Source organism: Vibrio sp. 10N.286.49.B3, assembly GCF_002873395.1.
In the GTDB taxonomy this organism is placed as follows: Bacteria; Pseudomonadota; Gammaproteobacteria; order Enterobacterales; family Vibrionaceae; genus Vibrio.
The window spans coordinates 214,597-240,656 of record NZ_MCUV01000046.1 but is presented as its reverse complement, the minus strand read 5'-3'; the positions used below and the strand labels follow the sequence as shown (position 1 = coordinate 240,656).

Below are 26,060 nucleotides of genomic sequence, written 5' to 3'. Positions count from 1 at the left end.
CGATGTATCGCAACCACTTTGGCTTTAGTCGGCAACCCTTTAGCTTAACCCCAAACAGTGATTTCTTTTATGGGTTAGCGCCACACTATGAAGCGATTCAAACCGTTCTATCGGCATTAGAGATGGGCGAAGGTTTAATCAAAATTAGTGGTGAAGTGGGGACGGGTAAAACCATGGTTTGTCGAATGTTGGTTAATGAACTCGACGCTAAGGTCGCACTGATCTATTTACCCAACCCAGTGCTAAGCGCCGAGCAGTTGCGTCAAGCGGTGGCGAAAGAGCTGGCGATTACAGCAACGTCGGATGCGTCATTGGTGGATGATATTCAAGCCAAGTTAATTGATATTCATGCTCAAGGGCGCAAAGCGGTGGTACTGGTTGATGAGGCGCAAGCGTTATCGGATGAGACATTAGAAGCCCTGCGCTTGTTTGGTAATTTAGAAACAGAGCAAAGCAAATTATTACAGATGGTATTAATTGGACAACCGGAATTAGATGAACGATTAGCTCAGCGTCACTTACGCCAATTTCGTCAGCGTATTACTTTTAGCGCTCAATTACGGGCGTTATCACTGGCTGAAACGGTCGCTTATATTAATCATCGTTTAGAGATTGCAGCTGGCAGTGAGTCCATTATTCCACTGATGCAAAAAAAAGCGATTTGGCGTTCGAGTCGAGGCATTCCACGTTTGATCAATCAATTGTGTCATAAAGCCTTGTTATTAACCTTTACCGATAATCAAAATAACGTCGACAATCGTCACCTCTACTTAGCGATCAGCGATACCTTTGATGTATGTAAACCAAAGTTTAAAACCCCGTGTTTATGGGGATGGAGTCAACCATGAGTGCCATTAATCACGCCTTATCTAAATTGGCAGAGCAAAAGGCTAAGCCAGCGGGTGATGCGTCATCCATTCAGCGAGCAGATATCGCGCCAGTTAAGCAGCAGAAGCCGTGGCTATGGTTGATTGCCGGTTTTGGTTTGAGCTTAGGGGTGGGCAGTTGGGCGGTTTCTCAGTCAAACGTGACTAGCCCAATCGTGACCTCAACAGCGCTCGATCCTATTGAGGTGAGTGCCGTGGTTGAGCCTGTGGCAAACCATTCTGTAGCGAACAAACCGAGCATTGAAAAGCCCGTCACCGCTAAATCTGTTACAACGAAATCCGTCACGGCAAAACAGGCAACAGAGCCGAAAGCTGAATCGATCAAATTGGCTCAAGTGAAAAGCGTGGCAGCGGCAGTACCCGCAGCACAGTCAGTGACTTCTCAGCCTGTCAAACCGACAGCATCTAAATTACCAACAGCACCCAAACCACCAACAGCATCTAAACCAACGTCGCCTCAATCAACCCCCGCTATTGGTGAACAAACGATGCAGATTGAGCAGGTTGAGTTAACGCCACAGCAACTTGCTCAGCGCGCCTTAAAACGTGCCCAAGAAGCGTTAAATGATCAAGATATGGATGAAGCGATCATCCGTTATCGAGAGGCATTAAGCTATAGCCCTGATAATGAAGAGACTCGTCAGAAACTAGCGGTTTTATATTACGGCAAAGGGGATGAGCGCCGTGCCTACGAGTTACTGCAAGCTGGAATTAAGCGTAATTACGACAGTGAAACCTTGCGCCTTAGTTTAAGTAAGCTTTTGATCCGTAGCGGTCAAGATGAGTCGGCATTGAATCCACTGCAGCACCTTCCTCGTCATGCCAGTCGAGAGTATTTAGAGATGCGAGCGGCATTAAGCCAAAAGGCAAAGCGTACACCAATGGCACTCGAAAGTTATCAGCAGTTGGTTAAATTAGAGAGTGAAAATGCTCGCTGGTGGTTAGGGTTGGCAATTCAACAAGAGCGCAGTTTAGATCTGCCTAGTGCCACTCACTCTTATCAACAGGCTTTGACTCGAGTTGGCATCTCTTCTCAGTCGCAGACTTTTATTCGCGATCGATTAGGCGTATTAGCACAATTAGAGGAAGGCTCAGATGCAGATTAAATTACGTAAGCGTTTAGGTGATCTGCTGGTTGAAGAAGGGATCATCACCGAACAGCAGGTTGAACAAGCACTGGTCGCACAGCGTCGTTCCGGTCAAAAGTTGGGTGATACACTTATCGAGCTTGGTGCATTATCTGAAAAAGAGATGCTCCTGTTTCTATCTCAACAGCTTGATTTACCACTGATTGATTTAAGCCGTGCCAATGTCGATATTGATGCCGTGCAGCTGCTACCAGAAGTGCATGCGCGTCGATTACGTGCGTTAGTGATTGCTCATAATGACAATAACACCTTGCGCGTTGCCATGAGTGATCCTGCCGATCTGTTTGCTCAAGAGTCACTATTAGATCAACTGCAACAGTTTCAATTAGAGTTTGTTATTGCGCCAGAAAAGCAGTTGGTAGAAGGTTTTGATCGCTACTATCGTCGCACCAAAGAGATCGCGTCATTTGCAGAGCAGTTGCAATTTGAGCACCAAGGTGGTGATGCCTTTGATTTTGAATTAGGCACCGTTGACAATGACAGTGATGAAGTAACGGTTGTTAAGCTGATTAACTCTCTGTTTGAAGATGCTATTCAGGTGGCAGCGTCAGATATCCACATCGAACCGGATGCCAATTTACTGCGCATTCGTCAACGTATTGATGGTGTGCTGCATGAAACCTTGCTCAATGAAGTCAATATTGCCTCAGCACTTGTCTTGCGCCTTAAGCTAATGGCGAACTTAGATATTTCAGAAAAGCGTCTGCCTCAAGATGGACGTTTTAATATCAAGGTAAAAAACCAGTCAGTGGATATTCGTATGTCGACCATGCCCGTTCAGCATGGTGAGTCGGTGGTTATGCGTTTATTAAACCAATCGACAGGTCTGCGTAACCTGGATGAGTCAGGGTTACCTAGCGAACTACTCGTGCGTTTACGACAGCAACTGCGTCGTCCACATGGCATGATTCTGGTGACTGGTCCTACTGGTTCAGGTAAAACCACCACTTTATATGGCGCACTGAAAGAGTTAAATACACCGGGTAAGAAGATCATTACCGCCGAAGATCCGGTGGAATATCGCCTGCCACGAGTAAACCAAGTGCAGGTGAATCCTAAGATCAATCTCGATTTCTCAACCATTTTGCGTACTTTCTTACGTCAAGATCCCGATATCATTTTAGTCGGGGAAATGCGTGATCAAGAAACGGTTGAAATTGGTCTGCGAGCGGCTTTAACCGGTCACTTAGTATTAAGTACATTGCACACCAACGATGCGGTTGATAGTGCGTTACGAATGATGGATATGGGCGCTCCCGGTTACTTGGTTGCCAGTGCGGTACGTGCGGTTGTTGCTCAGCGTCTCGTGCGTAAGATTTGCCCAGACTGTCGGGTGGACGATAGCGTTGATGCCGCGCGCCAACAGTGGTTAACGATGCGTTTTCCAAATCAAGCCAACGCAAGCTTTAAAAAAGGTCATGGTTGTCAAAACTGTAACCTAACGGGCTATCGTGGGCGTATCGGGGTGTTTGAAATGCTCGAACTAGACCAAGATATGATGGATGCACTGCGCCGAAATGATGCAGTTGGCTTTGCTCAAACGGCTCGTCAATCTAAGCAATATAAACCGCTGCTTGCCTCTGCGATGGAACTGGCTTTACAAGGGACGGTGAGTTTAGAAGAAGTGATGAACTTGGGTGAAGGGGATGCCTCGGGTATGACCGACGCTATCTTGATGTAAGGAACGCTATGCCTATTTATCGTTATCAAGGTCGTCATAGTGATGGCAGGAAAGTATCAGGTAAGTTTGAAGCAAGTAGTGAAGACGCTGCGGTGGAAAGCTTGATGAATAAATCGATTATTCCGATCTCCCTGAGTGTGGCTAAAAAAGGGGCATCACTGGATTTATCTTCTCTGTTTAGCCCTGCGGTTCCGCTTGAGGTGTTGGTGCTGTTTTGCCGTCAGTTATACAGCTTAACGAAAGCCGGCGTGCCTTTATTGCGATCGATAAAAGGCTTAACACAAAACTGTGACAACAAGCAGTTAGCAACAGCGTTGGAAGAAGTATCGCAAGAGTTAACCAATGGTCGAGCTTTGGCAGCTTCAATGCGTATGCACCCCAAAGTCTTTAGCCCACTGTTTGTCTCTATGGTTAATGTGGGTGAAAACACCGGTCAGCTAGAGCAGGCTCTGTGGCAATTGGCAGGGTATTACGAGCAAGAGCTAGAAACGCGTAAACGGATTAAAACAGCGATGCGTTATCCCGTGTTTGTGTTGAGTTTTATCACAATCGCCATGTTTATTCTTAATACTCAGGTGATACCACAGTTTGCCAGTATGTTCGCTCGCTTTAGTGTGGAACTACCACTGCCGACACGCATTTTAATTGGCATGTCGAACTTTTTTGTAAATTACTGGATGGTGATGATTGCCGTGATTGTCGGTTTAGCCTTCGCCTTTAAAACATGGCTAGGTACGGCAAAAGGGCGTGAACGGTGGGATAAATTTCGCCTGTATATGCCCGTGGTTGGCAGCGTGATTAACCGAGCACAATTGGCGCGCTTTTCTCGTACCTTTGCTTTGATGCTGCGTTCTGGTGTACCGCTAAATCACTCCCTGTCTCTCTCGGGTGAGGCGTTGGGTAATCGATATTTAGAGCTGCGAGTTTTGGAAATGAAAGCGGCGATTGAGGCCGGGGCAACCGTGTCATCAACAGCGGTGAATAGTGGCATCTTTACCCCGTTGGTGATCCAAATGATTTCCGTGGGTGAAGAGACCGGTCGCATCGATGAACTATTATTAGAGGTAGCCGATTTTTATGATCGAGAAGTCGATTATGATCTAAAAACCTTAACCGCACGCATTGAGCCGATTCTACTGGTTATCGTGGCGGGTATGGTACTGACTTTAGCACTTGGTATCTTCTTACCTATGTGGGGAATGATGGACGCAATGAAGGGTTAACATGGATCGATTCTATGCGTTGTTGAATCTAGTTTGGCTGCGCAGGTTAGTCGCTTATAGCGTTGTCTTGCTGTGTATTGCTCTCTTTTTGCACGTTTGGCGCACAACCGAAGATGAGGCGCAACGCGTGCAAGGTATGGTGTTGGCGAACGCAATGCAAAGGCAAGCCAACCAATACCATGAAGCGTGGCAATTGAATGGTCAACCAGCATCACTTTTTTTTTATGAACAACAAGTTAACTTTGATAGTAAAGGCTGGATCAAGCCATTAAAGAGTGGTAAAAACAATTGTAACCTTTTGTTAACCCTGCTGACACTACCGACAAATAACTTCGATGATGCGCAGGTAACGCAGGATGAGGTAGATAGAGAGGAAAGCTATCGATGTCATTTTAAGATCAATGAAGAAGTTGTGATTATTGTTGATAAAATCAATAGTATACGAGTAAGTGTTGTTTTTTTGTCGTGAGTGATTTATTTGACGTTAGATAATGAATTAATTTTACATCAGGTTATAATGCAAGCGCTTAATAGTTAAGGATAATTAAATGAATAGAGTAAAAGGTTTCACACTTGTTGAATTAGTCATCGTGATTGTGGTGTTGGGTTTATTAGCGGCTGCCGCTTTACCACGCTTTTTGAATGTGACTGACCAAGCTAAGCAAGCCAGTATTGAAGGTGTTGCGGGTGGTTTTGCAACCGCTGTTTTATCGGCTCGTGCACAATGGGAAGCCGAAGCTCGCCCTGTTGATGCGAATGGTGACAACCTTGTCGACTATGACGGGCAGGAGTTCTGGCTTACAACAAGTTCAACACCTGATTACCGTGATGGTTACCCTGCTGTTGTTAAAGGTGACGAGACGGGTGAGTCTGATAGCTACCTTGTGACAGTTGATGCTGATAGATGTATTCGCTTGATGGAAACCTTATTACAGAACCCACCAAAAGTGACGCTTGCTACGTCATCGGAAAGTGGCATTAAATACTTTGCTGAACTCGTACCCAACACTGACAGTGTATGTCGCTATACGCAAAACGAAGGCAAAGCTCATTATTTCGATTACGATGTGAAAAATGGCAGCGTAAACGTGGTGTTAAAAGACTAAGTTCTTTTTTATAAATGTGTTTAATTTTAAATAGCTAGAGTATATGGATATGAAAAAACAAAATGGTTTTACGTTAATAGAATTGGTCGTGGTTATTGTTATTCTAGGCATTTTAGCCGTAACAGCAGCACCGCGTTTTTTAAACTTACAAGATGATGCACGTAATTCATCACTGCAAGGTCTTAAGGGCGCAATGGCTGGCGCAGCTGGTATCGTTTACGGCAAAGCAGCGATTAATGGTGTTGAAGCTCTCGACTCATCAGATGCTAGCGCTGCAGTTGATAGTATCAAGTTAGCATTTGGCTACCCAGCGGCAACATCAGCTGGTATTGGTAATGCGGTAAGTGGACTGGCTTCTGAGGATTGGAAAATAATAACACCAGATTCACCAGCATCTAGTGCTATATACTATTCATTTTCAAATAGTTCAGTAACTGATAAATGTTATGTAGCTTATACAGAAGCAGATTCAGCTTCAGCAGAACCAACAATTGAAGTAAAAGACTGTGACTAATCGTTAAGTTGCCTCGTCAACGTGAAAGGCCAGCTTATCGTTAAGTTGGCCTTTTTTACTTGAAGTTAACCCTACCTGATAGCTTCAAGTAAAAATACCGCATGTTCGAACACGGTTGAACCGATGCTGCAGACATCCAGTTAACCTGCAAATGACATGACCATTTTGCAACAGGAAGTACGCAATGAAGCCCATGATCACCCCAACATCGAGCGCACAAAACAGACAGCATGGCTTTACTTTAGTCGAGCTGATTGTGGTGATCATTCTTGTTGCTATCATATCAAGCTACGCGGCGAGCCGATATATTGGTGTGTCCAGTTTTTCTGCTGGACCATTGCAAGATCAGGCCATCTCTATCATTCGTCAAGTGCAACTCACCCGTATGCAAACCAACTATGCTGATAGCGAATGCGATCCTGATCTCAGCACCCCAAGTAACCCGCTAAGTAATATGTGCCAGCGCACCCAGTTAGAAGTGTCACCCAACTGCTTAGGTAGCGTCTACGCATGCACAAACCAGAATCAAGACAGCGCCAGTGATCACCTTGCTATCAGCGCCTCAATTAACAGTGGTCAAGGGCTGGTTACCTTTGACTTACTCGGCAATCCTTTATTAGCCTTGTCCAGTGGCGTTGATATCACTTTACATACCGCTGGTGGAGACGCACCACTGTGCATCAACTCGCAAGGTTACGTGAGCAAAGGAGGTTGCCAATGAAGCGCACACTTGGCTTTACCTTAATCGAAAGTATCGTAGTGATGGTCATTATGGCGATCGCTATGATCACTTTAACCAGTTTACTCTTCCCACAAATCGAGCGCTCTGCTGATCCGCATTATCAAACGCGTAGTGTGGCTTTAGGGCAAAGCTTAATGGATCAAATTCTCTCGAAAAACTTCGCCGCAAACAGTGGCGCTGATGGTGGGGCGGTGCGCTGTGGTGAAAATGGTTTAGTGTGTGCAAGCTCAAGTGGCAGCTTAACTTTTGATGGCATCGATGACTATCAAGGCTGCTGGTATGGCAGTGATATCACTCAATGCAGTGACTATCCAGCAGAGCCGCAAAATGAATTAAGCATGTTGTTTGAAGATAGTTATCAGCAATATAAAAACATGCACGTGCTGATCAACATTGAACTAGTTGAGGCGACATCAGAGTTAGTAGCAAGTGACGATATGATGAAAAAGATCACCTTAACGGTGAAGGCCAGTCGTCATATTGAGTTTGAGTTGATTGCGTATCGAGGTAACTACTAATGCGAGCGGCAAGAGGCACATCTCAGCAGCAAGGTTTTACATTGGTCGAACTGATCCTCACCATTATTGTTGGGGGTGTGTTAGTGCTTGGTATTGCTGGCTTTGTCGAATTAGGAACGCGTGGTTTTATCGATTCTGTGGATAGACAACGCATTCAAACTCAAGCGCAATTCACCATCGAAAAAATGACCCGTGAACTGCGTCATGCTGTGCCTAATAGTATAGAGGTTGAAATTTTAGCGGGTCAACCATGCATCTCATTTTATCCCATCGTCTATTCTGGTTTTTATGCTGAGATAGGCAGTGATATTCAGTTTCTGATTGGTTCTGATAGCCTTGCTGACGATAATATTTTACCTGCCGACTTAACCTTAGTGATTAACCCTACTCGACAAGAAGACTTGATAGATAGTGACTATATTCATCCTGTCGGTGACTTGCAGGCTGAGGATCTTATTTATACTTTAGAGAATACCTCATTAAAGGGTCGTTCGATTGCCGATCGTCACTATATCTTTGATGAAAAAGTGAAGTACTGTCTAACGGGGCAAGAGCTATCTCGTCAAGTTGACTCTTCTAATGACTTCATCACGGTTGCCGATAGCATTACCAGTGCCGATTTTACTTATACGCCACCAGAGCTGCATAAAGCTGGGCTGGTCAGTTTAAGTTTTGTCTTTACTCAACAAGATGAAAGCAGTAATTACCAACAAGACGTGCAGGTGTTTAATGTCCCATAAAGCAAGGAAAGCTTCACCTCGAAAGCAACGTGGCAGTTTGTATATTGTCGCGATTTTTGTCATTACGGTAATGGGCTTTCTTGCCATGCTCTTGGGGCGCATTCAATGGTCGAATCATGATGCATTAACTAAAGAGCAGCTAGGCACTCAGGCTTGGTTGTTGGCGCACTCAAGTAATGAATGGGCGTTAACTCAAATGTACCCACTTGGTGCTTCTTCAGCCGTGAGTAGTGCTTGTGTGAGCATTCCAAATTCAAGCGCCCCACAAGCTCTGTTAACCGATATCCCTTGCCATACGATCACACTAGTTTGTGATGAGTTTGGCACTTTAAACGAAGAGACATTTTATAAACTTAAGTCCACAGCAATATGTGGCAGCGGCAAAAGTGAAGTGCGCCGTAATCAAGAACTCTGGGTGAAGGAAGAGAGTAATGGGGCATAAAAGGATGGTGTCTCTTGATGAAACAAAAAATCCCCAATCTTTAATAAGACCGGGGATAATATTCTATCGTAGCTATCTCAACATAAGATATATGGTATTGCTTAAGGTTGAGTAATAACCTGCTTCATTAGGTCAAACGTATTGGTGTTATCGATGTAGTCACCCGTTGAGCCTTCATTTTGGTAATGTTCAACATAACCAGCATCAGTACCCTGAACTAAATCAGCAAGACCTTCAACGCCATTACCTTTAGCGTAGAAACGTACTAATTCGTTCGTGTGGCTACCACTGAAGTATTTCACTTCTGGCATCTTACCTTGACCAGGGTTTTCAACTGGTGCATAAGCATTTTGATCTGATGTCCCACCTAAAACGTATGCATTACCGTGGTCCGTTGTTACGATAAGTAGTGTTTCTTCCCAGCTACTGTTCTCTTCTACCCAGTTAACAACCGCTGCAACAGAGTCATTGAAATCAATTTGCTCTTCAATGATACGTGCAGAGTCTCTCGCATGTGCAGCCCAATCAACCGCGCCGCCTTCTACCATCATGAAGAAGCCTTTCTCGTTTTGAGATAGGTAGTTAAGTGCGCCTTGAGTCATTGTTTCTAGTGAAGGTGTTGCATCTAAGTAAGTACAGTCGAATGCAACATTAGCATCTTGACCATCTTCACAGTTACGGCTTTGTTGTAATGTTGAGCTGTTTTGCACTAAACCAAATAACGGAGCGCCCATGATATCATCGCCGAACTCATTATTTGCTAGCCTTTCAAAATCAGCTTTTTCATCAATCAAGTTCCATGCTAAATCTGAACCAATTGGCTTCAGTGCATTATTAGTCAGTGCTACCCAGTCAGACTCTTTAACGTAATTAAAGTTACTCGCATCACGAGGAATACTCTTACTGCTAAAGTTTGGATGACCCGCACCCATAATTAGATCTGCTTTACCATTAGTTAACATATCATGACCGATATCAGTGTAATTATTACGACTAACGTTGGTCGCAGAAAAGGCTGCTGGTGTTGCATGGTTATATTGTACAGAAGTAACAATACCGGTTGCTAAACCATTGGCTTTTGCAATCGCAGTAATTGACTCTAGTGGGCGACCACAGTAATCAACAGCGATGCCACCTAAGTAAGTTTTAGTCCCCGTTGCCAATGCCGTCCCCGCTGCTGCCGAGTCAGTGTAGTCTGTATTAAGGTATTGATAACCAGCAAACACACGGTCATACGTACTAGAGTCAGAATCAACGGGCGTATCATCCCAAGCTTTATCTTTTTCATAACCGACTTCAGCAACTTCATTATCACAGCTATCAGCAGCACTGCCTGCGTTTAAAGCAAACGTGCTCATTCCTATACGTGTATCTAATTGATCGTAAGGGAACACATCATTAGCTTTTTCACCATGAGAGTAGTAAGTTGCAATATCCCATGCACCGTCACTTGCACCATCAGTGATCATCAAAATAACATTCGTTGCTTTTGGTTCAGTTTTGTCGTCGCTATCTGAACTGCTATTACAACCCGTAAGTGAAAAAGCGACAGATAATGCAATGATACTAAGATTAAATGATTTTTTAGTTGGGAACATTTTTTGTAACTCCTTTTCGTAAGTGCAATCATTAAATCCGATCCAGATTACAGAATAGTTACTGGTAAGTTAAAGTTTCGAGTCTTTACAGTGCAATGAACTTTAAATAGAAAACAAGAGTGAAACCAATGTAAGTAATATTGTTTACAGAAGGTTGCCTCATGTTGTACTGCATCGTGTTGTGTTATATTTGTGTTGTAGATAACTTGTGGGGTGAAGGAAGAGAGTAATGGGGTATAAAAGGATGTTGTCGCTGCTTTGGTCATGGCTGCTGCTATTGGGCTGTTGTGTTTTTTCTATTGCGCATGCTGATACGCCGCAATTTGAATTTGGTACCATTCCAGCGGAGGATTGCCCTGAAACTAACGGTACCGTTAGTTGTACCATAACCTTTGAAAATACCTACACTGAAGCTCCATTAGTGTTTGTCATGTCGACTATCGATGCCAGTCGATCGAATTGGGATACCAACCCAAAAGAGACGGAATACCCTTCTGATTTGCGCATTATGTCTGTTGGTACAGAAAGTGCCAGTGTAGAACAACTTCTTCCTTCTTATGATGCTGCATGTGATGAAATTGGTCTAAATAATGCTGATCAATGGCGATGTAGAGCCGGTATTGATGTGACATATCAGCCTGCACCAATGAGTGATATTGATTACTTTGTTATTGAGCCTGGTGTCATTGAATTTGATAATGGTGCCAAAATTGTGGCAGGTACAGTTAGCTCTAATCTGACTTACTCCAATTCGAATTCATCAGGTGGCTCAAATCAGAGGCTTACGGTTGATTTTAGTGATTATGATGAAAATTCGAGTGATTTTACATCTGACCCTGGTGTTCTCGTTCAAATTCAATCTATTAATAATCAAGTAAATAATCAGCCATTATGGTTAACGGCGATAGCGTATCAACCCGATGAAGATGGCTTTGACTTAATCCTGGATCGCTCAGAAGTCACGCCGAATGCCCCTAATAACAGACCGATGGCTTCCGAGTCTGTCGCGTTTGTCGCAGGGCTTGGAGAGGGCTTTGTTAATGGGCGTAAATTTTGGTTAGGGCAAGGCAGTACACAAAATACTTTAAACAGTGATGATCGACTGATTGAACCCATTACAGAAGGCTGTACGCAAGTGAGTGAATTCACTGCGGAGGGCTTTAATTCTGTGCCTATTTTATTAGCATCGAAACGGACTCGTAATGGTAACAATGGTGGTTGGTTGCGCCGCTGTTCAGTCTCGACGACAGGGGTTGCATTAATTAATGAAGAAGACATGCATCAAGATTATGAACGAGGGCATGTCGTTGAACCTTTTTCTTACTTCTTATTTGAAAAACCACCGCTAGATGAGGTGTGTGAACTGTTTCCGTCACCAGCACAGACATGGGTTGGTAATGATGAGCAATTACTATCTATGTCTAATACGACTCAAATAATAGGAACACAGCTGATTAATGGTCAACGCGTTGTTGGCTTTAATGATGATAAAATAGAGATTAAAAATAAAGCTAATTGTGATGGGCAAGACTGTATTGGTGATGCTGGCTTAATGGTCGAAAAACAAGAGCTAGAAAGCTTTAGAACGTCAGATGTAGTGGTTGATTTATCGAATGCAGATGAAGCATTCGAGTTAAAAAATGACGATGTTCTTCAACAGTTAAGAGTTGGGAAAAATAGTACAGCTATTTTTTATAGTGGGACTTACTGGGTTGCTGATATTGAGGTTCATAATGCAGGTATCATTGAAATACCAGATGGAGAAACGGTAACGATTCACACTAAAACGCTGAAAATGAGTCAAGGTACTAGCTTTAAAGAGATTGGTAGCGGTCAACTCATTGTTCTAGTTCATGGTGTAAGTGATGATATTCAGGTCGATTTTAATAATACCAGTGAATTCACAGGCTTATTATATAGCGAAGCAAAAGTTAAATTGAGCAATAGTTCGATCGTTCGTGGAGCGATTACAGCTAAGTCACTAGAAATGGCTAATAGCTCACAGCTCATTGCCACTGATAACCACTGCTTCCAACCTGCCGATGACTATGAAATCACTATTTCCCCTCCAACAAACCTCGCTTTAATGTGTGGTGATGATAAACCAACCTTTGATATCACAGCGACCAACAATAACCTTCCTATTAGTACCAATATTGTCATTGAGCTATATAAAACCACCTCGGGAGATAGTGATTATTTAACGACTGAGTTGGGGGGCAATGGCAGTAAATCAGGTGAGGTTTATTCGACCAATGACGAAGGTTTACTCACCGTTGCTGTAAGTGTTGAAGAGAGTGGTATTTCCCAAGTAGAACTTAATGAAGATTACACCATTACAGCAACCTTAAACGCGGCAGGTATCGATCCTGTTAGTGCGACGTTTAAGTATGTGCCATTTAAAATTGCTATTGATGATCAAGAGGTTATTGCCGGGAAACCCTATCAAGTGGATGCAAAAGTACTGGCTTGTGATGAAAGTGGTAATGAACTCACCGCAACGAATTATCAAGGTTCTCCAACCATTACCCATAGCGTAACTCAGCCAAGTGGAGGGGATAATGGCAGATTGGATTATGCCCCGACTTTTTCCAGTGGTGAAGCGAAGGAGGCGGATTTATCCATTAATGAATCTGGTGTCTTTTTAGTGACATTAACTGATGATGATTTTGATTGCACAGGTTATGACGATTGTCCGATAGAGGGGGATGATGCAGATCGAGTGCTAACCGGCAGCTTTGAAGTCAAATCCAGACCATGGACCTTTGCGCTTTGCCCACTCCCTGACACCGGTACCGATATGTCAGGTACTTCTAGTTCAGGCGTTGATTTTTCCGCTTCAGGCGTACCTTTTGATTTAGCGGTGTTACCGATTGTTTGGCATGAAGGCAGTGAAACGGCAGAGATTGAAAGCCAGAATAGCTATTGTCAGGCGCAATGGGTGACGCAAAATTTCTACCATGACAACGCACCTGCTACCACGTTAATGATGACTCATGAGGTGGAGACGCCAAGTGCTAACTCTGGTGGTATCAATGGTACTTTAACGGGTAATGATGACCGCTTGAATACTGCTACAGCGAACGATAGTGTCTATGGAGAGTATTACGATTACTCGGGCTTAGTCTGGGATGAAGTGGGCAGTGTACGCTTAAGGGTGGGCGCTGAAAATGACTACCTTGGTATGACGATCAATCCTGGATTTCGTGGTATTGGTCGCTTCTATCCAGCCTTTTTCTCCATTGATTCCGTAAAATGGACATCACCGAGCAACCAAGGTGATGTGACTTACATGGACCAAAACTTTGAAGGTTTAGAGATTATTGTCAATGCTTATTCGGGCGATGTTAATAACCCTTCCACAGCCACTTTAGTGAATAACTATTATCTATTCTCTGCCGCTTATCAGGCGGAGTTTGAGCTTAAAGATGACAGCATTAATGATGGGCGTATTGAACTGGATTTATCGGTAGGTTATTGGCAGTCTGATGGTCAAAGTGGGTCACAGTGGAGTGTCGACTTTGATAGTAATGATGAAGTGAGTTGGCTACGAAGCATATCATCCGACCCCCCTTTGAAAACAGAGGCGGATGGCCCTTTTAATACCGATGATTCAGGCAGTAGCATGACGGACTTGGGCTTAACCATCAGTGCCCCAGACTCTGCGAACTTTGACAATGGACAAACTAGCCAAGTATTCCCACAGGCATCAAGTAACCTTCTTAATGTTCAATATGGTCAACCTCCTGTGCGCTATGGGCGTATGCGATTATTCGATGTTGGTGGTTCGGCAGGTGAAACACTAAAGATTCCACTCACTGTTGAGTTTTGGAATGGTAATCAGTTTGTCACCAATAGCGATGATAATGCGAGCCAATTTGATACTGACAATTACTGTAGTGAATGGATTTGGAGCGAGGACTCAGACAGCAGTGCTTTCTTAACCAATAGCGATGATTCAACCAGTATTTCCACCGTGGTTAGCGGTCAGTCAGATGCTGTATTAGCGAAGCAAGATCCGATGCTTGCTCAGCGTGAACAAGTGCGAATTTATTTACGCCAAGGCAACAGTAATCACTCTAACTTAGATTGTCTCTGGGATCAGGGCTATGGAGCCCAACCTTGGCTAATTTATAATTGGCAGGGCAATGGCGATGAAGATCCTTCAGCGTTAGTGACATTTGGTATTTTTCGCGGAAACGATAAAATCATCTTCCGTGGTGAGGACGGTTTAACCGGGCAATAAAGTCATATTTTTTGCCCTTAAGTTAGGAATCTGTAAAAAATAGCCGCTTAAGTGCTATGTTTAGGCTTCAATGCCTTGCTGTGACGGCAAGGCATTGGTACATTTAGAGCAATTATTATCTTCAATTTCTTGCAGGATGAACGAAGAATATGTTTAAAAAGCTTCGTGGCATGTTTTCAAACGATTTATCGATTGATTTAGGTACTGCCAACACACTTATTTATGTTAAAGGTCAAGGCATCGTTCTAGACGAACCTTCTGTTGTCGCTATTCGTCAAGACCGTTCAGGTACGGCAAAAAGTGTTGCAGCCGTTGGTCATGCCGCTAAGCAAATGCTAGGTCGTACGCCTGGTAACATTTCCGCTATTCGTCCAATGAAAGACGGCGTAATTGCTGACTTCTACGTGACGGAAAAAATGCTTCAACACTTCATTAAGCAAGTTCACGATAACAGTGTTCTACGCCCAAGCCCACGTGTACTGGTTTGTGTACCTTGTGGTTCGACTCAAGTTGAGCGTCGTGCTATCCGTGAATCAGCGTTAGGTGCTGGTGCTCGTGAGGTTTACTTGATCGATGAGCCTATGGCTGCTGCGATTGGTGCTGGTCTGCGTGTTTCTGAACCAACGGGTTCTATGGTCGTTGATATCGGTGGTGGTACAACGGAAGTTGCGGTTATCTCACTAAATGGTGTGGTTTACTCTTCGTCTGTTCGCATCGGTGGTGACCGTTTTGATGAAGCCATTATCAACTACGTTCGTCGTAACTACGGCAGCTTAATTGGTGAAGCAACGGCAGAGCGTATCAAGCACGAAATCGGTTCAGCTTACCCTGGCGATGAAGTTCGTGAAATTGAAGTTCGCGGTCGTAACCTTGCGGAAGGTGTTCCACGTAGCTTTAGCCTTAACTCAAACGAAATCCTTGAAGCCCTTCAAGAGCCTCTATCTGGCATCGTTTCTGCCGTGATGGTTGCACTAGAGCAGTGTCCACCAGAGTTGGCTTCTGATATTTCAGAAAACGGTATGGTATTGACTGGCGGCGGCGCTTTATTGAAAGATCTTGATCGTCTACTAACCGAAGAGACTGGCATTCCAGTTGTGGTTGCAGAAGAGCCGTTAACTTGTGTTGCTCTTGGTGGCGGTAAAGCACTAGAAATGATCGACATGCACGGTGGCGATCTCTTTAGCGAAGAATAATGGTATCGAGTTGATCTTAGCCTCGCATGAGTGTGGTTAGATCAACTGACCAGCTAGGATCAATATAGAATGAAGCCGATTTTTGGTAGAGGCCCATCTCTACAATTGCGCCTGTTTTTTGCGATAACACTATCAGCCAGTCTTATGCTGGCTGATAGTCGTTTAGATACATTCTCCAATGTACGCTATCTTCTCAACAGCCTTGTCGCTCCTATTCAATATGCATCAAACCTACCTCGTAGTATGTTTGATGGCGTTTATGATCGTTTTAATACTCGTAAAGGGCTATTACAAGACAACAACAGCTATAAACGTGAAGTATTACGTCTTAAAAGCGAACTTATCCTGCTTGATCAATATAAAGAAGAGAACCAACGCTTACGTAAGCTATTGGGGTCTTCTTTTGTTCGTGATGAAAGAAAAGCGGTGACAGAAGTGATGGCGGTTGACTCATCGCCTTATCGTCATCAAGTGGTGATCGATAAAGGTCGTACCGATGGGGTATACGAAGGCCAACCGGTACTGAATGAAAAAGGTGTCGTTGGGCAAGTGACTTTTGTTGGTGCTCATAACAGTCGGGTTTTATTGCTTACCGATGCGAGTAATGCCATTCCTGTGCAAGTGATTCGTAATGATATCCGTGTGATTGCCTCAGGTGATGGCAATATTGACGAAATTCAGTTAGAGCACATCCCAACCAGTACCGATATTATTGAAGGGGACTTGCTGGTGACATCAGGGCTAGGTGGAGTGTATCCCGAAGGCTATCCTGTTGGTCACGTAACTTCTGTTAACCATGATACCCGACGTGAATTTGCAGCGATTAGTGCTGAACCTGTGGTTGATTTTGACCGCTTGCGTTACCTGCTGTTGATTTGGCCTGATGAACATCGTCAGCGCCAGGCGGTAGACTCCAGTGCAAGACGTGGTGAATTAGGAGCAAAAGATGTCGAGTAGTTTTATGACCAGTCGTATGGTTATTGGGGCCTCTTTCCTATTGGCCCTTATCCTGCAAACAATCCCTTGGCCGGGTAGTCTTGATTTAATGCGCCCAACTTGGCTCTTTTTAGTGTGTGCTTATTGGGTGCTTGCACTACCAAACCGAGTGAATGTGGGGTGTGCCTTAATCTTAGGTCTATTATGGGATCTATTAATCGGTTCGACCCTTGGTGTGCGTGGTATGATGATGTCGATCATCATTTACGTCATGGCACTGAACTTCCTTGTGATTCGCAATATGGCATTGTGGCAGCAGGCGCTGATTATTACGTTATTGTCGGCAATGTTCGAAGTCTTAGTATTTTTTGGTGAATATTTAATACAAGATGTTGTTTTTAATCCATTACTGCTGTGGAGTTCTTTAATTAATGGTATTTTATGGCCTTGGGTGTTTTTATTAATGCGCCGAGTACGACGCCATTGGCATATTAGATAGCCTATAGAGAAGGGATTAACGCATGCAAGAGAACCATTTATTAGCCACAAGCCAACCGTTAGTATTGGCTTCTGCTTCACCAAGAAGAAAAGAATTACTCTCTCAACTTGGCTATGTTTTCTCTATTGTTCATGCTGATATCGAAGAAAAGCAGCAAGATGATGAGCAAGCTTATGATTACGTACTACGCTTGTCACAACAAAAAGCCGCAGAAGGATTGCGTCATTCTGCACCTGACTCTCTGGTTCTCGGTTCCGATACTGTCGTGGTCTGTGATGGCGAGGTTCTTGAAAAGCCAAAAGATTACAGCGATTCATTACGCATGCTAAGTATGCTCTCCGGACGAGATCATCAAGTGATGACTGCGGTCAGTATTGTCTCAGCGAAACAACAAAAGTCGGTTGTCGTTACGACTGACGTTTGGTTTAAACCGTTAAGTGAGCCAGAGATCCACAACTATTGGCTATCGGGTGAACCATGCGATAAAGCGGGCAGTTATGGTATTCAAGGATTAGGGGGGCGTTTTGTCACCCGAATAGAAGGTAGTTATTACGCCGTCGTCGGCTTACCTTTATTTGAAACTGATCAGCTCTTGCACGAATTCTTATAATTTATAATATTGAGGTGCGCTAATGAGTGCTGAGTTGCTATTAAACGTGACCCCGAGTGAAACTCGCGTGGCCATGATCGAAGGTGGAGTTCTGCAAGAAGTTCACATTGAGCGCGATGCTCGACGTGGAATTGTTGGTAACATCTACAAAGGTCGAGTGAGCCGTGTGTTACCTGGGATGCAAGCTGCCTTTATTGATATAGGTTTAGAGAAAGCGGCCTTTTTACATGCCTCAGATATTGTACCCCATACTGAGTGTGTCGCTGAAAATGAGAAAAAACAGTTTAAAGTTCGCGATATTTCTGAGCTTGTACGCCAAGGGCAAGATATCGTTGTTCAAGTGGTTAAAGATCCTTTAGGCACTAAAGGTGCACGTCTAACCACAGATATTACCCTCCCATCACGTTATCTCGTCTTTATGCCGGGTGCTAGCCATGTCGGTGTTTCTCAGCGTATCGACAGTGAAGCTGAACGTAATCGTTTGAAAAAAGTGGTTTCACGTCATTGTGATGATGATGGTGGTTTCATTATCCGTACTGCAGCAGAAGGGGCTGAGAGCCAAGAGTTATCGGAAGATGCCGCTTTTTTAAAACGCTTATGGAGCAAAATCAAAGAGCGTCGTGCTAAGTATAAAACCCGTTCTACTTTATATGGTGAGCTAGGGTTAGCGCAGCGCATTTTACGTGATTTTGTCGGTACTGATTTAGCTAAAATTCAGGTCGATTCCAGACTCGAATTTGAAAATTTAAAAGAGTTTACTTCTGAGTATGTCCCTGAGCTTACTGCTAAACTTGAGTTGTATGAAGGTGATAAACCTATCTTTGACATGTACGATACCGAGAATGAAATTCAACGTTCTTTAGATCGTAAAGTTGAGCTTAAATCGGGCGGTTATTTAATTATCGACCAAACCGAAGCCATGACAACGGTTGATATCAATACCGGAGCATTTGTTGGTCGCCGTAACTTAGAAGACACCATTTTTAATACCAATGTTGAAGCAACTCAGGCGATTGCTCGTCAGCTGCGTTTACGTAATTTAGGCGGCATCATCATTATCGACTTTATTGATATGATGGAAAATGAGCACCGAAAACGTGTACTCAGTTCATTGGAAGCGGCGCTAAATAAAGATCGAGTAAAAACCAATATTAACGGCTTTACTCAGCTTGGTTTAGTTGAAATGACCCGCAAACGTACCCGCGAAAGTATCGAGCATGTTTTATGTTCAAGCTGCCCAACCTGTGAAGGTCGTGGTAGTGTGAAAACGGTTGAAACGGTATGTTATGAAATCTTACGTGAGATCACTCGTGTTAACCGCGCTTACGATGCGGATAAGTTTGTGGTTTATGCCTCACCTGCTGTCACTGAGACATTAGAAGGGGACGAGTCTCATGCGTTTGCCGAGCTGAAAATCTTTATTGGTAAACAGGTTCGTATTCAAGCTGAGCCTCTTTATATTCAAGAACAATTTGACGTCGTAATGATGTAATGGGACGATTTTGAACACCACTTGTATTCGCTTATGGCGATGTATTCTTTGGTTACTGGTAACCGTTTTTTTGATGTTAGCGGTTGTGGTGACGACTTTACGTGTCACCTTACCTAAGCTCAATCAACATAAAGACCAGATCGAAACTTGGGTGAGTGGAAGCTCAGGTTTCGAGTTCAATGTCTCTCATGTGAGTGGTTTCTGGCGTAATACCCACCCTTCTATCTCTCTGAAAAACCTCAATGCCAATATTCCAGCATCGGAAGGGGCTTACTTTGCCATTGAGGAAGTCGAAATTGAATTCGATCTGATTCGGTCGATCTTTACCCTACAGCCTGTCATTGCCGATTTACAGTTGCATAACCTTGATCTTGATATTGCTTCGATCAGTTTAATCAGCAACGACTCAGCTATTGACGATCAAGGTGATACGGGCGTTCAAACCGATCCTAGCGGTCAAAGCAAGCCAGCGGATTCTGCGGATATTATTCAACGTTTAGATAATCTATTACTTCGCCAAGTGACGGATTTTGAACTGACGAACTCCAGTATTCGTTATCAATCGCTTGCTGGTGAAGTGCGTGATTTAGATATTCATCAGTTGCGTTGGCGTAATGATGATAATCAGCATTACGCTGAAGGTGAAGTAAGCATCACTGAAGCCAATATTAATTCCTTGCTAGTGAGTGCAAACTTTGAAGATCATGGCTCGTTACTGGATATCAGTGGTGAGTTTTATCTCAGTGCTCACCAGGTTGATGTTATGCCGTGGTTGACTAAAGCCTTACGCCAGCAAACAGGGATAGATAAGGGGCTGATCAGCTTTAATAGTTGGCTAACACTCACTCACAGTAAGCCGGACTATGCTTATGTCGACTTACAACCGTCTCTGCTGAGTTGGAGAGAGCAAGGTCGCCATACATTAGACGTCAACTCTGGTGTCCTACGCCTCGAGAAGTTGGATGAAGGCTGGCAAGTTAGTGGTGACTCACTCTCTTTAAGTACTGATAAGCAAAAATGGCCAACCGTCGATTTTGCATTGGATTGGCAAGATAACCATTGGCGTTTAAACCTGTCTCAGTTAGCCATTAGCCGCTTAGTACCTTTAGCAAAACTGTTACCTGATTCTGATAAATCCACCGCGCTCCTTTCTCAGTTTGGACCGCGAGGTTTGCTGGAAGATTTACGTGTTGCTGGTGGGTCATCCCTCGAAGAACTGCATTACTCTGCCAATTTAAAGCATGGCACATTAAAGCAGTCGGGCTCTTTGCCAGGCTTTAATCGGTTGCAAGCACGCATCTCTGGTAATACCCATAGAGCGGTTGCTTCGCTTGATTTAATTGATAATGAAGTTCAGTTTGGTGATGTGTTTCAAGCCCCGTTAAATATTCGTCAGGCACACAGTCATATTGTCTGGGAAACCTATGAAGGTGGTTGGCGTATATGGGCTGATAAGATCACGGCTGCAACCGCTGATATTCAAGTCTTAGGTGAATTTAGGTTAGATTTTCCAGAAGATCGCAGCCCATTCCTCTCTATTTATGCCGAAGCGGATGTTTTTAATGCCAGTCAAACTTGGCGTTATTTACCCACGCCAGCATTAGGACAAGGGTTAACGGATTACTTATCGACAGCGGTGCAAGGTGGTAAAGCTAAGGCTGCGCAAATTTTATGGTATGGCGAACTTGGCGATTTTCCTTATCAAAATAATGATGGCATTTTCCAAGCGCTAGTTAAGCTTGAGGAAGCGAAATTTAGCTTTGATACGGCATGGCCACCAATTACTGAGTTGCAGCTTGATCTCTTGTTTGAAAATGCAGCCATGTTTATTGATTCCCATGATGCAACCTTAATGGATGTCAGTGCGAGTCGTGTCACTGGACGTATTCCCGATCTTGCTCATAGTGGTTTTATTGAGATAGAAGCGCAAGCACAAGCCGAAGGGAACGCGGTTCGTGATTATATGATGTCATCGCCTTTAGTCGGTTCCGTCGGGGCAGCATTAACCGCGCTACAAGTCAGTGGCGAAGTGAATTCAAGTTTCCAACTGCATATTCCTTTTGATAACGGTAATGATGCTCGAGCTTGGGGTTATGCGGATCTAAAGCGTAACTATGTCGAAATAGAAGCACCGCCAATGGATCTTGATGAGGTTTCTGGGCGTATCTATTTTGATAATGATGTGGTTAAGGCGCAAAACTTAAAAGGCAAACTGCTCAATCAACCGATGTCATTAGACTTCAATGGTCGCAATGATGATAAGCAAGGTAGTCAAGGTTATCTTGTTGATATTAAAGCAACGGGTGATTGGTATGTTGATCCTTTAATGCCTTATCTTGGGCGTAAATGGCTACAGCATGTTGATGGTCATGCATCTTGGGATCTCGGTGTTGATTTACAATTGACCGATATAGGCTTTACTTATCAAATTGAAGTGGATGCGAAGCTTAATGAGCTGCACAGTGATTACCCTTACCCACTCAATCAAGAGGTTGGTGATGGTGGCTATGCGACTTTAAAGGCATCAGGCGATCAAGAGGCGATTACGGCAAGACTTCAGCTACCTAATATGAAGTACCAAGCGGAGATCGATATTACTCAGTCGGTACCTGTTATTGAAGCCAGTAACCTCGTATTTGGTCGAGGAGGGTTCAAAATTAGCCCAGTTGTTGGTCATCATGCATTAATTCGCGCGCCAAAAGTCGATTTTGACCAATGGGTGGATATTTTAAATGAGCCAGTGGGTGAGCAGAAAGCCGTTGTCGATAGTATGGAAAAACCAACCATGCCGCTGCCTGAGCGCATTTCAGTACAAGTCGAAGAGCTTGAGCTGGCAACAATCAGTTGGCACGACGTGGATATTAATGGTCGTAAACGTGGTGATGATTGGCAGTTAGATATTGCCAGCCAGGAAGCGAGAGGTCAGCTAAACTATAATGCGGCGCATAAGTTGACGGTTGCATTAAAGAGTTTGCATGTCTATGTTCCTGTTTTAGATGAGTTAGAGAAAGAGGTCGCTGCAACGACGAAACGTGCCGATCATTTAGCTCAAGATTCAGGCAAGGTATCGGAGTTTGATCGAAATTTTCATCAATCGATGCCCGATATTGATCTCGCCATAGATGATTTTTGGTTGCAAGGGTATAAAGTTGGCAAGCTTGATGTGGATCTTAAACGTGATAATGATCGCCTGACAATGAATGAATTTCATGTGGCAAGTGGCACCAATCACATTGATGTCACGGGTTGGTGGTCATTGGCTGGAGAAAATAGCCATTCTCAACTTAACTTAAATATCGAGAGTGATAATAACAGTGAGTTGATGGAGCGCTTTGGCATTAAGTCGGGTATTCAAAAAGCCCCATTTACCCTGCAAGCGAATACTAAGTGGCAAGGCTCACCTTGGTCTATGGATATCAGTACCTTAGAGGGAGATGTCTCGACGAAGTTTGGTAAAGGGATGATCTCCAATGTCAGCGGGGCTGCGCGTATCTTAGGTATGTTTAGTTTGGATTCGATTGTGCGCCGTATGCAGCTCGATTTCTCTGATGTGTTTGATCAAGGTATGGCATTTAATTACATCCGTGGCAGTGGTGAAATTAAGCATGGCATTTTTATTACCAATGACCTTGAGATGGATGCCATTGCGGGGGATATGGCGATTAAAGGCCTCGCGAACCTTAATACACGACAGGTTGATGCGCAGGTGAACTTTAAGCCTGATATTACCTCAGGTCTTCCAACACTCACTGCGTTTGCCGTTGCGCCGCAGACAGCACTCTATGTATTAGCGATTTCAACGGTAATTTCTCCGGTTGTGGAGGTCTTTACCCAAGTGAACTATTCGATCAAAGGCCCATTAGATGATCCGATAGTTGAAGAAGTTTCCCGTCGCAAAGGTGATTTTACATTGCCTGAAGACATGCGTGAAGGTAGTCAGCAATAGCATTGAGCTAAGTCGTTGGTGGTACTATCTTATAAGATAAAGTGAGAATTTATGGATATAGATAATACCATCACCTTAAATAATGTTGGCCTTATTCAGATGACATCTGGCGCTGATCCATGGCTGAATTTAAACTATATTGAGCAGCAAATTGCCTTATGTGTCGCTCAGGGGGCAAATTGGATACTCACCCCTGAAAATGCACTGGTTTTCGGTTTACGCAGTGATTACCACCGTTTTGCCGAACCACTTGGTCGCGGACCTTTGCAAGATAGAGTCGCGTATTTAGCCCAGCACTATCGAGTGTGGATTATTATCGGTAGTATGCCAATCCAAACGCCTCATGGTGTTACCGCGACAACGTTGATTTATGACGACGCTGGGCAACAAGTTAGCCATTACGATAAATTGCACATGTTTGATGTCGATGTCGCTGATAGTCATCATCAATACAGAGAGTCAGATACGTTTTTAGCCGGTCAACAAGTTCGAACCTGTGAAACACCTTTTGGTCACCTTGGGCTATCGATTTGCTATGATGTGCGTTTTCCACATTTATATACCGAATTACGTCACCAAGGCGCACAAGTCATTATTGTCCCTTCGTGCTTTACTGCGGTGACTGGTGAGGCGCACTGGGAAGTGTTATTACGCAGTCGCGCGATAGAAACCCAGTGTTGGATAGTGGCCGTTGGACAAGGTGGTCGACATGGTATTGAAGGGCAAGACTGCTACCGCGAAACTTGGGGTCACTCGATGGTGATTGATCCTTGGGGACGTGTCGTGCAGCAGTTAGGTCAACAAGCCGAAAGCGCCGTGGTTGAAATTGATTTATTAGCATCAGCATCGATTCGTCAAGCGATGCCGGTAAGTGAACACTCACGTTTTAAAGGCAAGTTTATTGTCCTTAGCCCTGCTTAGTGGTGGGCGAGCGGAGTTTTCCTTTTTAATATGTACCTATTAATTAAAATGATAAGAGTAAAGTATGAGCATTGATCGCATTGAAGCGGCATTATTGGCCCCAACCGGGTTAACTGAACAAGATATTGCAGACACGTTAGCCAGCATTGCAACTCGCCAAATCGATTATGCTGATATTTATTTTCAGTCGAGCTGGCATGAGTCATTAGTACTTGAAGATAGCATTATTAAAGATGGCTCATTTAACATTGATTGTGGTGTTGGTGTACGCGCAGTCACGGGTGAGAAAACGGGTTTTGCTTACTCTGACCAAATTCAATTAGCGGGTCTTAAGCAAAGTGCTATTGCGGCGCGTGGTATTGCTCAGCAAGGTCAAAATGGTCAAATTCAAGCTTTTAAACGTCATAGTAATCAAAACTACTATGCTGGCGTTAACCCGCTAGAAAGTTGGGAAAAGCAGCAAAAAACCGAACTACTCATGGCGTTAGATGCGTACATTCGTACCAAAGAGCCGCTAATTCAAGAAGTATCAGTGAGCATTAGTGGTGTCCATGAGCAGATGCTAGTGGCCGCAACGGATGGTACTTACGCGGGGGATATTCGTCCATTAGTACGCTTATCTATTAGTGTCTTAGCGCAAAGAGGCGATCGTCGTGAGCGTGGTAGCTCAGGCGGCGGTGGTCGCTTTACTTACGACTACTTCTTAAATGATGAAAATGGTATGCAGATTGCGTACTACTATGCAGATGAAGCGATTCGTCAGGCGTTAGTGAACCTTGAAGCGGAAGCGGCGCCTGCTGGTGCGATGCCCGTTGTTCTTGGCGCGGGTTGGCCGGGTGTACTTCTGCATGAAGCGGTAGGTCATGGTTTAGAAGGTGACTTTAACCGTAAAGGTTCATCGGTTTTCTCAGGTAAAATTGGCGAGCAAGTCACCTCCGATCTTTGTACTATCGTCGATGATGGTACATTGAAAGATTTACGTGGCTCATTAAACGTCGATGATGAGGGTGTGAGTGGTCAATACAACACACTTATCGAAAATGGCGTATTAAAAGGCTATATGCAAGATAAGCTTAATGCGCGCTTAATGGGGGTTGCTCCAACAGGTAATGGTCGTCGTGAATCTTACGCACACCTACCTATGCCGCGCATGACCAATACCTACATGCTACCAGGTCAACATAGCCCAGAAGAGATCATCTCTACCGTGAAGAAGGGGCTGTATGCGCCAAACTTCGGCGGTGGTCAGGTGGATATTACTTCTGGTAAGTTTGTTTTCTCTGCATCAGAAGCTTACCTGATCGAAGATGGTAAAATTACTCGTCCAGTGAAAGGGGCAACCTTGATTGGCTCTGGTATTGAAGCTATGCAGCAGATCTCGATGGTGGGTAATGATCTCAGCCTAGATCGCGGCGTTGGCGTTTGTGGTAAAGCAGGACAAAGCGTACCGGTTGGCGTTGGTCAACCAAGCTTGAAGTTAGACTCACTGACCGTTGGTGGTACTGAGTAGCTAGATGTTTAAGTAGCTTGGTATTTAAAAGGCGAACTAACATTGTGCGTTGAGACTGAATTTGGCGTAACATAAAAATGTGATTAAGGGCAGAATATTATTGATATT

The 26,060-nt window shown here is 44.1% G+C and carries 21 protein-coding genes; 20 read left to right on the top strand and 1 reads right to left on the bottom strand.

The window, feature by feature from the left end:
* The first annotated feature begins 2 nt into the window (after positions 1-2).
* The 11 genes from BCU68_RS15345 (at position 3) to BCU68_RS15295 (ending at position 9,001) form a co-directional block, all read left to right on the top strand.
* Positions 3-848, top strand: a complete 846-nt coding sequence (locus BCU68_RS15345; RefSeq protein WP_102565613.1) for an AAA family ATPase — start codon at positions 3-5, stop codon at positions 846-848.
* Positions 845-1,993 carry a tetratricopeptide repeat protein gene (locus tag BCU68_RS15340; RefSeq protein WP_102565612.1) on the top strand — a complete coding sequence of 383 codons (1,149 nt, stop codon included), beginning with the start codon at positions 845-847 and terminating at the stop codon, positions 1,991-1,993. The genes BCU68_RS15345 and BCU68_RS15340 overlap by 4 nt, the downstream gene beginning before the upstream one ends.
* Positions 1,983-3,716, top strand: coding sequence for a GspE/PulE family protein (locus BCU68_RS15335; protein WP_102565611.1), 1,734 nt, complete (start codon positions 1,983-1,985; stop codon positions 3,714-3,716). The genes BCU68_RS15340 and BCU68_RS15335 overlap by 11 nt, the downstream gene beginning before the upstream one ends.
* An 8-nt stretch (positions 3,717-3,724) precedes the next feature.
* The gene (locus BCU68_RS15330; protein ID WP_102565610.1) at positions 3,725-4,939 is read left to right on the top strand and encodes a type II secretion system F family protein; all 1,215 of its coding nucleotides are present in this window, start codon (positions 3,725-3,727) and stop codon (positions 4,937-4,939) included.
* 1 nt (position 4,940) lies between these two features.
* On the top strand, positions 4,941-5,408 hold the full coding sequence (locus BCU68_RS15325; protein ID WP_102565609.1) for a hypothetical protein: 468 nt from the start codon (positions 4,941-4,943) through the stop codon (positions 5,406-5,408).
* 79 nt (positions 5,409-5,487) lie between these two features.
* Complete coding sequence (locus BCU68_RS15320; protein ID WP_102565608.1) at positions 5,488-6,045, top strand: prepilin-type N-terminal cleavage/methylation domain-containing protein; 558 nt, start codon at positions 5,488-5,490, stop codon at positions 6,043-6,045.
* 49 nt (positions 6,046-6,094) lie between these two features.
* Positions 6,095-6,559, top strand: a complete 465-nt coding sequence (locus tag BCU68_RS15315; protein ID WP_102565654.1) for a type II secretion system protein — start codon at positions 6,095-6,097, stop codon at positions 6,557-6,559.
* Positions 6,560-6,743: 184 nt separating this feature from the next.
* A complete protein-coding gene (locus BCU68_RS15310; protein WP_241901388.1) occupies positions 6,744-7,280 on the top strand; it encodes a prepilin-type N-terminal cleavage/methylation domain-containing protein in 537 nt (178 codons plus the stop codon).
* Positions 7,277-7,819, top strand: coding sequence for a prepilin-type N-terminal cleavage/methylation domain-containing protein (locus tag BCU68_RS15305; protein ID WP_102565607.1), 543 nt, complete (start codon positions 7,277-7,279; stop codon positions 7,817-7,819). The genes BCU68_RS15310 and BCU68_RS15305 overlap by 4 nt, the downstream gene beginning before the upstream one ends.
* The gene (locus BCU68_RS15300; RefSeq protein ID WP_102565606.1) at positions 7,819-8,559 is read left to right on the top strand and encodes a prepilin-type N-terminal cleavage/methylation domain-containing protein; all 741 of its coding nucleotides are present in this window, start codon (positions 7,819-7,821) and stop codon (positions 8,557-8,559) included. The genes BCU68_RS15305 and BCU68_RS15300 overlap by 1 nt, the downstream gene beginning before the upstream one ends.
* On the top strand, positions 8,549-9,001 hold the full coding sequence (locus BCU68_RS15295) for an MSHA biogenesis protein MshP (RefSeq protein WP_102565605.1): 453 nt from the start codon (positions 8,549-8,551) through the stop codon (positions 8,999-9,001). The genes BCU68_RS15300 and BCU68_RS15295 overlap by 11 nt, the downstream gene beginning before the upstream one ends.
* A 101-nt stretch (positions 9,002-9,102) precedes the next feature.
* Here the strand turns inward: BCU68_RS15295 and BCU68_RS15290 are convergent, their stop codons facing one another.
* Complete coding sequence (locus tag BCU68_RS15290; RefSeq protein ID WP_102565604.1) at positions 9,103-10,599, bottom strand: alkaline phosphatase; 1,497 nt, start codon at positions 10,597-10,599, stop codon at positions 9,103-9,105.
* 229 nt (positions 10,600-10,828) lie between these two features.
* Here BCU68_RS15290 and BCU68_RS15285 point away from each other — a divergent pair, with 229 nt between their 5' ends.
* From BCU68_RS15285 to tldD, 9 genes are all read left to right on the top strand, one after another.
* Positions 10,829-14,845 carry a DUF6701 domain-containing protein gene (locus BCU68_RS15285; protein WP_102565603.1) on the top strand — a complete coding sequence of 1,339 codons (4,017 nt, stop codon included), beginning with the start codon at positions 10,829-10,831 and terminating at the stop codon, positions 14,843-14,845.
* A 149-nt stretch (positions 14,846-14,994) separates the two neighbouring features.
* Positions 14,995-16,038, top strand: coding sequence for a rod shape-determining protein (locus BCU68_RS15280; RefSeq protein WP_102565602.1), 1,044 nt, complete (start codon positions 14,995-14,997; stop codon positions 16,036-16,038).
* Between the two features lie 69 nt (positions 16,039-16,107).
* On the top strand, positions 16,108-16,995 hold the full coding sequence (gene mreC / locus BCU68_RS15275; RefSeq protein WP_102565601.1) for a rod shape-determining protein MreC: 888 nt from the start codon (positions 16,108-16,110) through the stop codon (positions 16,993-16,995).
* A complete protein-coding gene (mreD, locus tag BCU68_RS15270) occupies positions 16,985-17,473 on the top strand; it encodes a rod shape-determining protein MreD (protein WP_102565600.1) in 489 nt (162 codons plus the stop codon). Before mreC ends, mreD begins: the two co-directional genes overlap by 11 nt.
* A 22-nt stretch (positions 17,474-17,495) precedes the next feature.
* Entirely contained in the window at positions 17,496-18,083 is a 588-nt protein-coding gene (locus BCU68_RS15265) for a Maf family protein (protein ID WP_102565599.1), read from the top strand.
* A 22-nt stretch (positions 18,084-18,105) separates the two neighbouring features.
* Complete coding sequence (gene rng / locus BCU68_RS15260; protein WP_102565598.1) at positions 18,106-19,575, top strand: ribonuclease G; 1,470 nt, start codon at positions 18,106-18,108, stop codon at positions 19,573-19,575.
* A gap of 10 nt (positions 19,576-19,585) precedes the next feature.
* On the top strand, positions 19,586-23,521 hold the full coding sequence (locus tag BCU68_RS15255; protein WP_102565597.1) for a YhdP family protein: 3,936 nt from the start codon (positions 19,586-19,588) through the stop codon (positions 23,519-23,521).
* Positions 23,522-23,572: 51 nt separating this feature from the next.
* Positions 23,573-24,442, top strand: a complete 870-nt coding sequence (locus BCU68_RS15250; protein WP_102565596.1) for a carbon-nitrogen hydrolase family protein — start codon at positions 23,573-23,575, stop codon at positions 24,440-24,442.
* 64 nt (positions 24,443-24,506) lie between these two features.
* The gene (gene tldD, locus BCU68_RS15245) at positions 24,507-25,952 is read left to right on the top strand and encodes a metalloprotease TldD (protein ID WP_102565595.1); all 1,446 of its coding nucleotides are present in this window, start codon (positions 24,507-24,509) and stop codon (positions 25,950-25,952) included.
* Positions 25,953-26,060 lie beyond the last annotated feature (108 nt).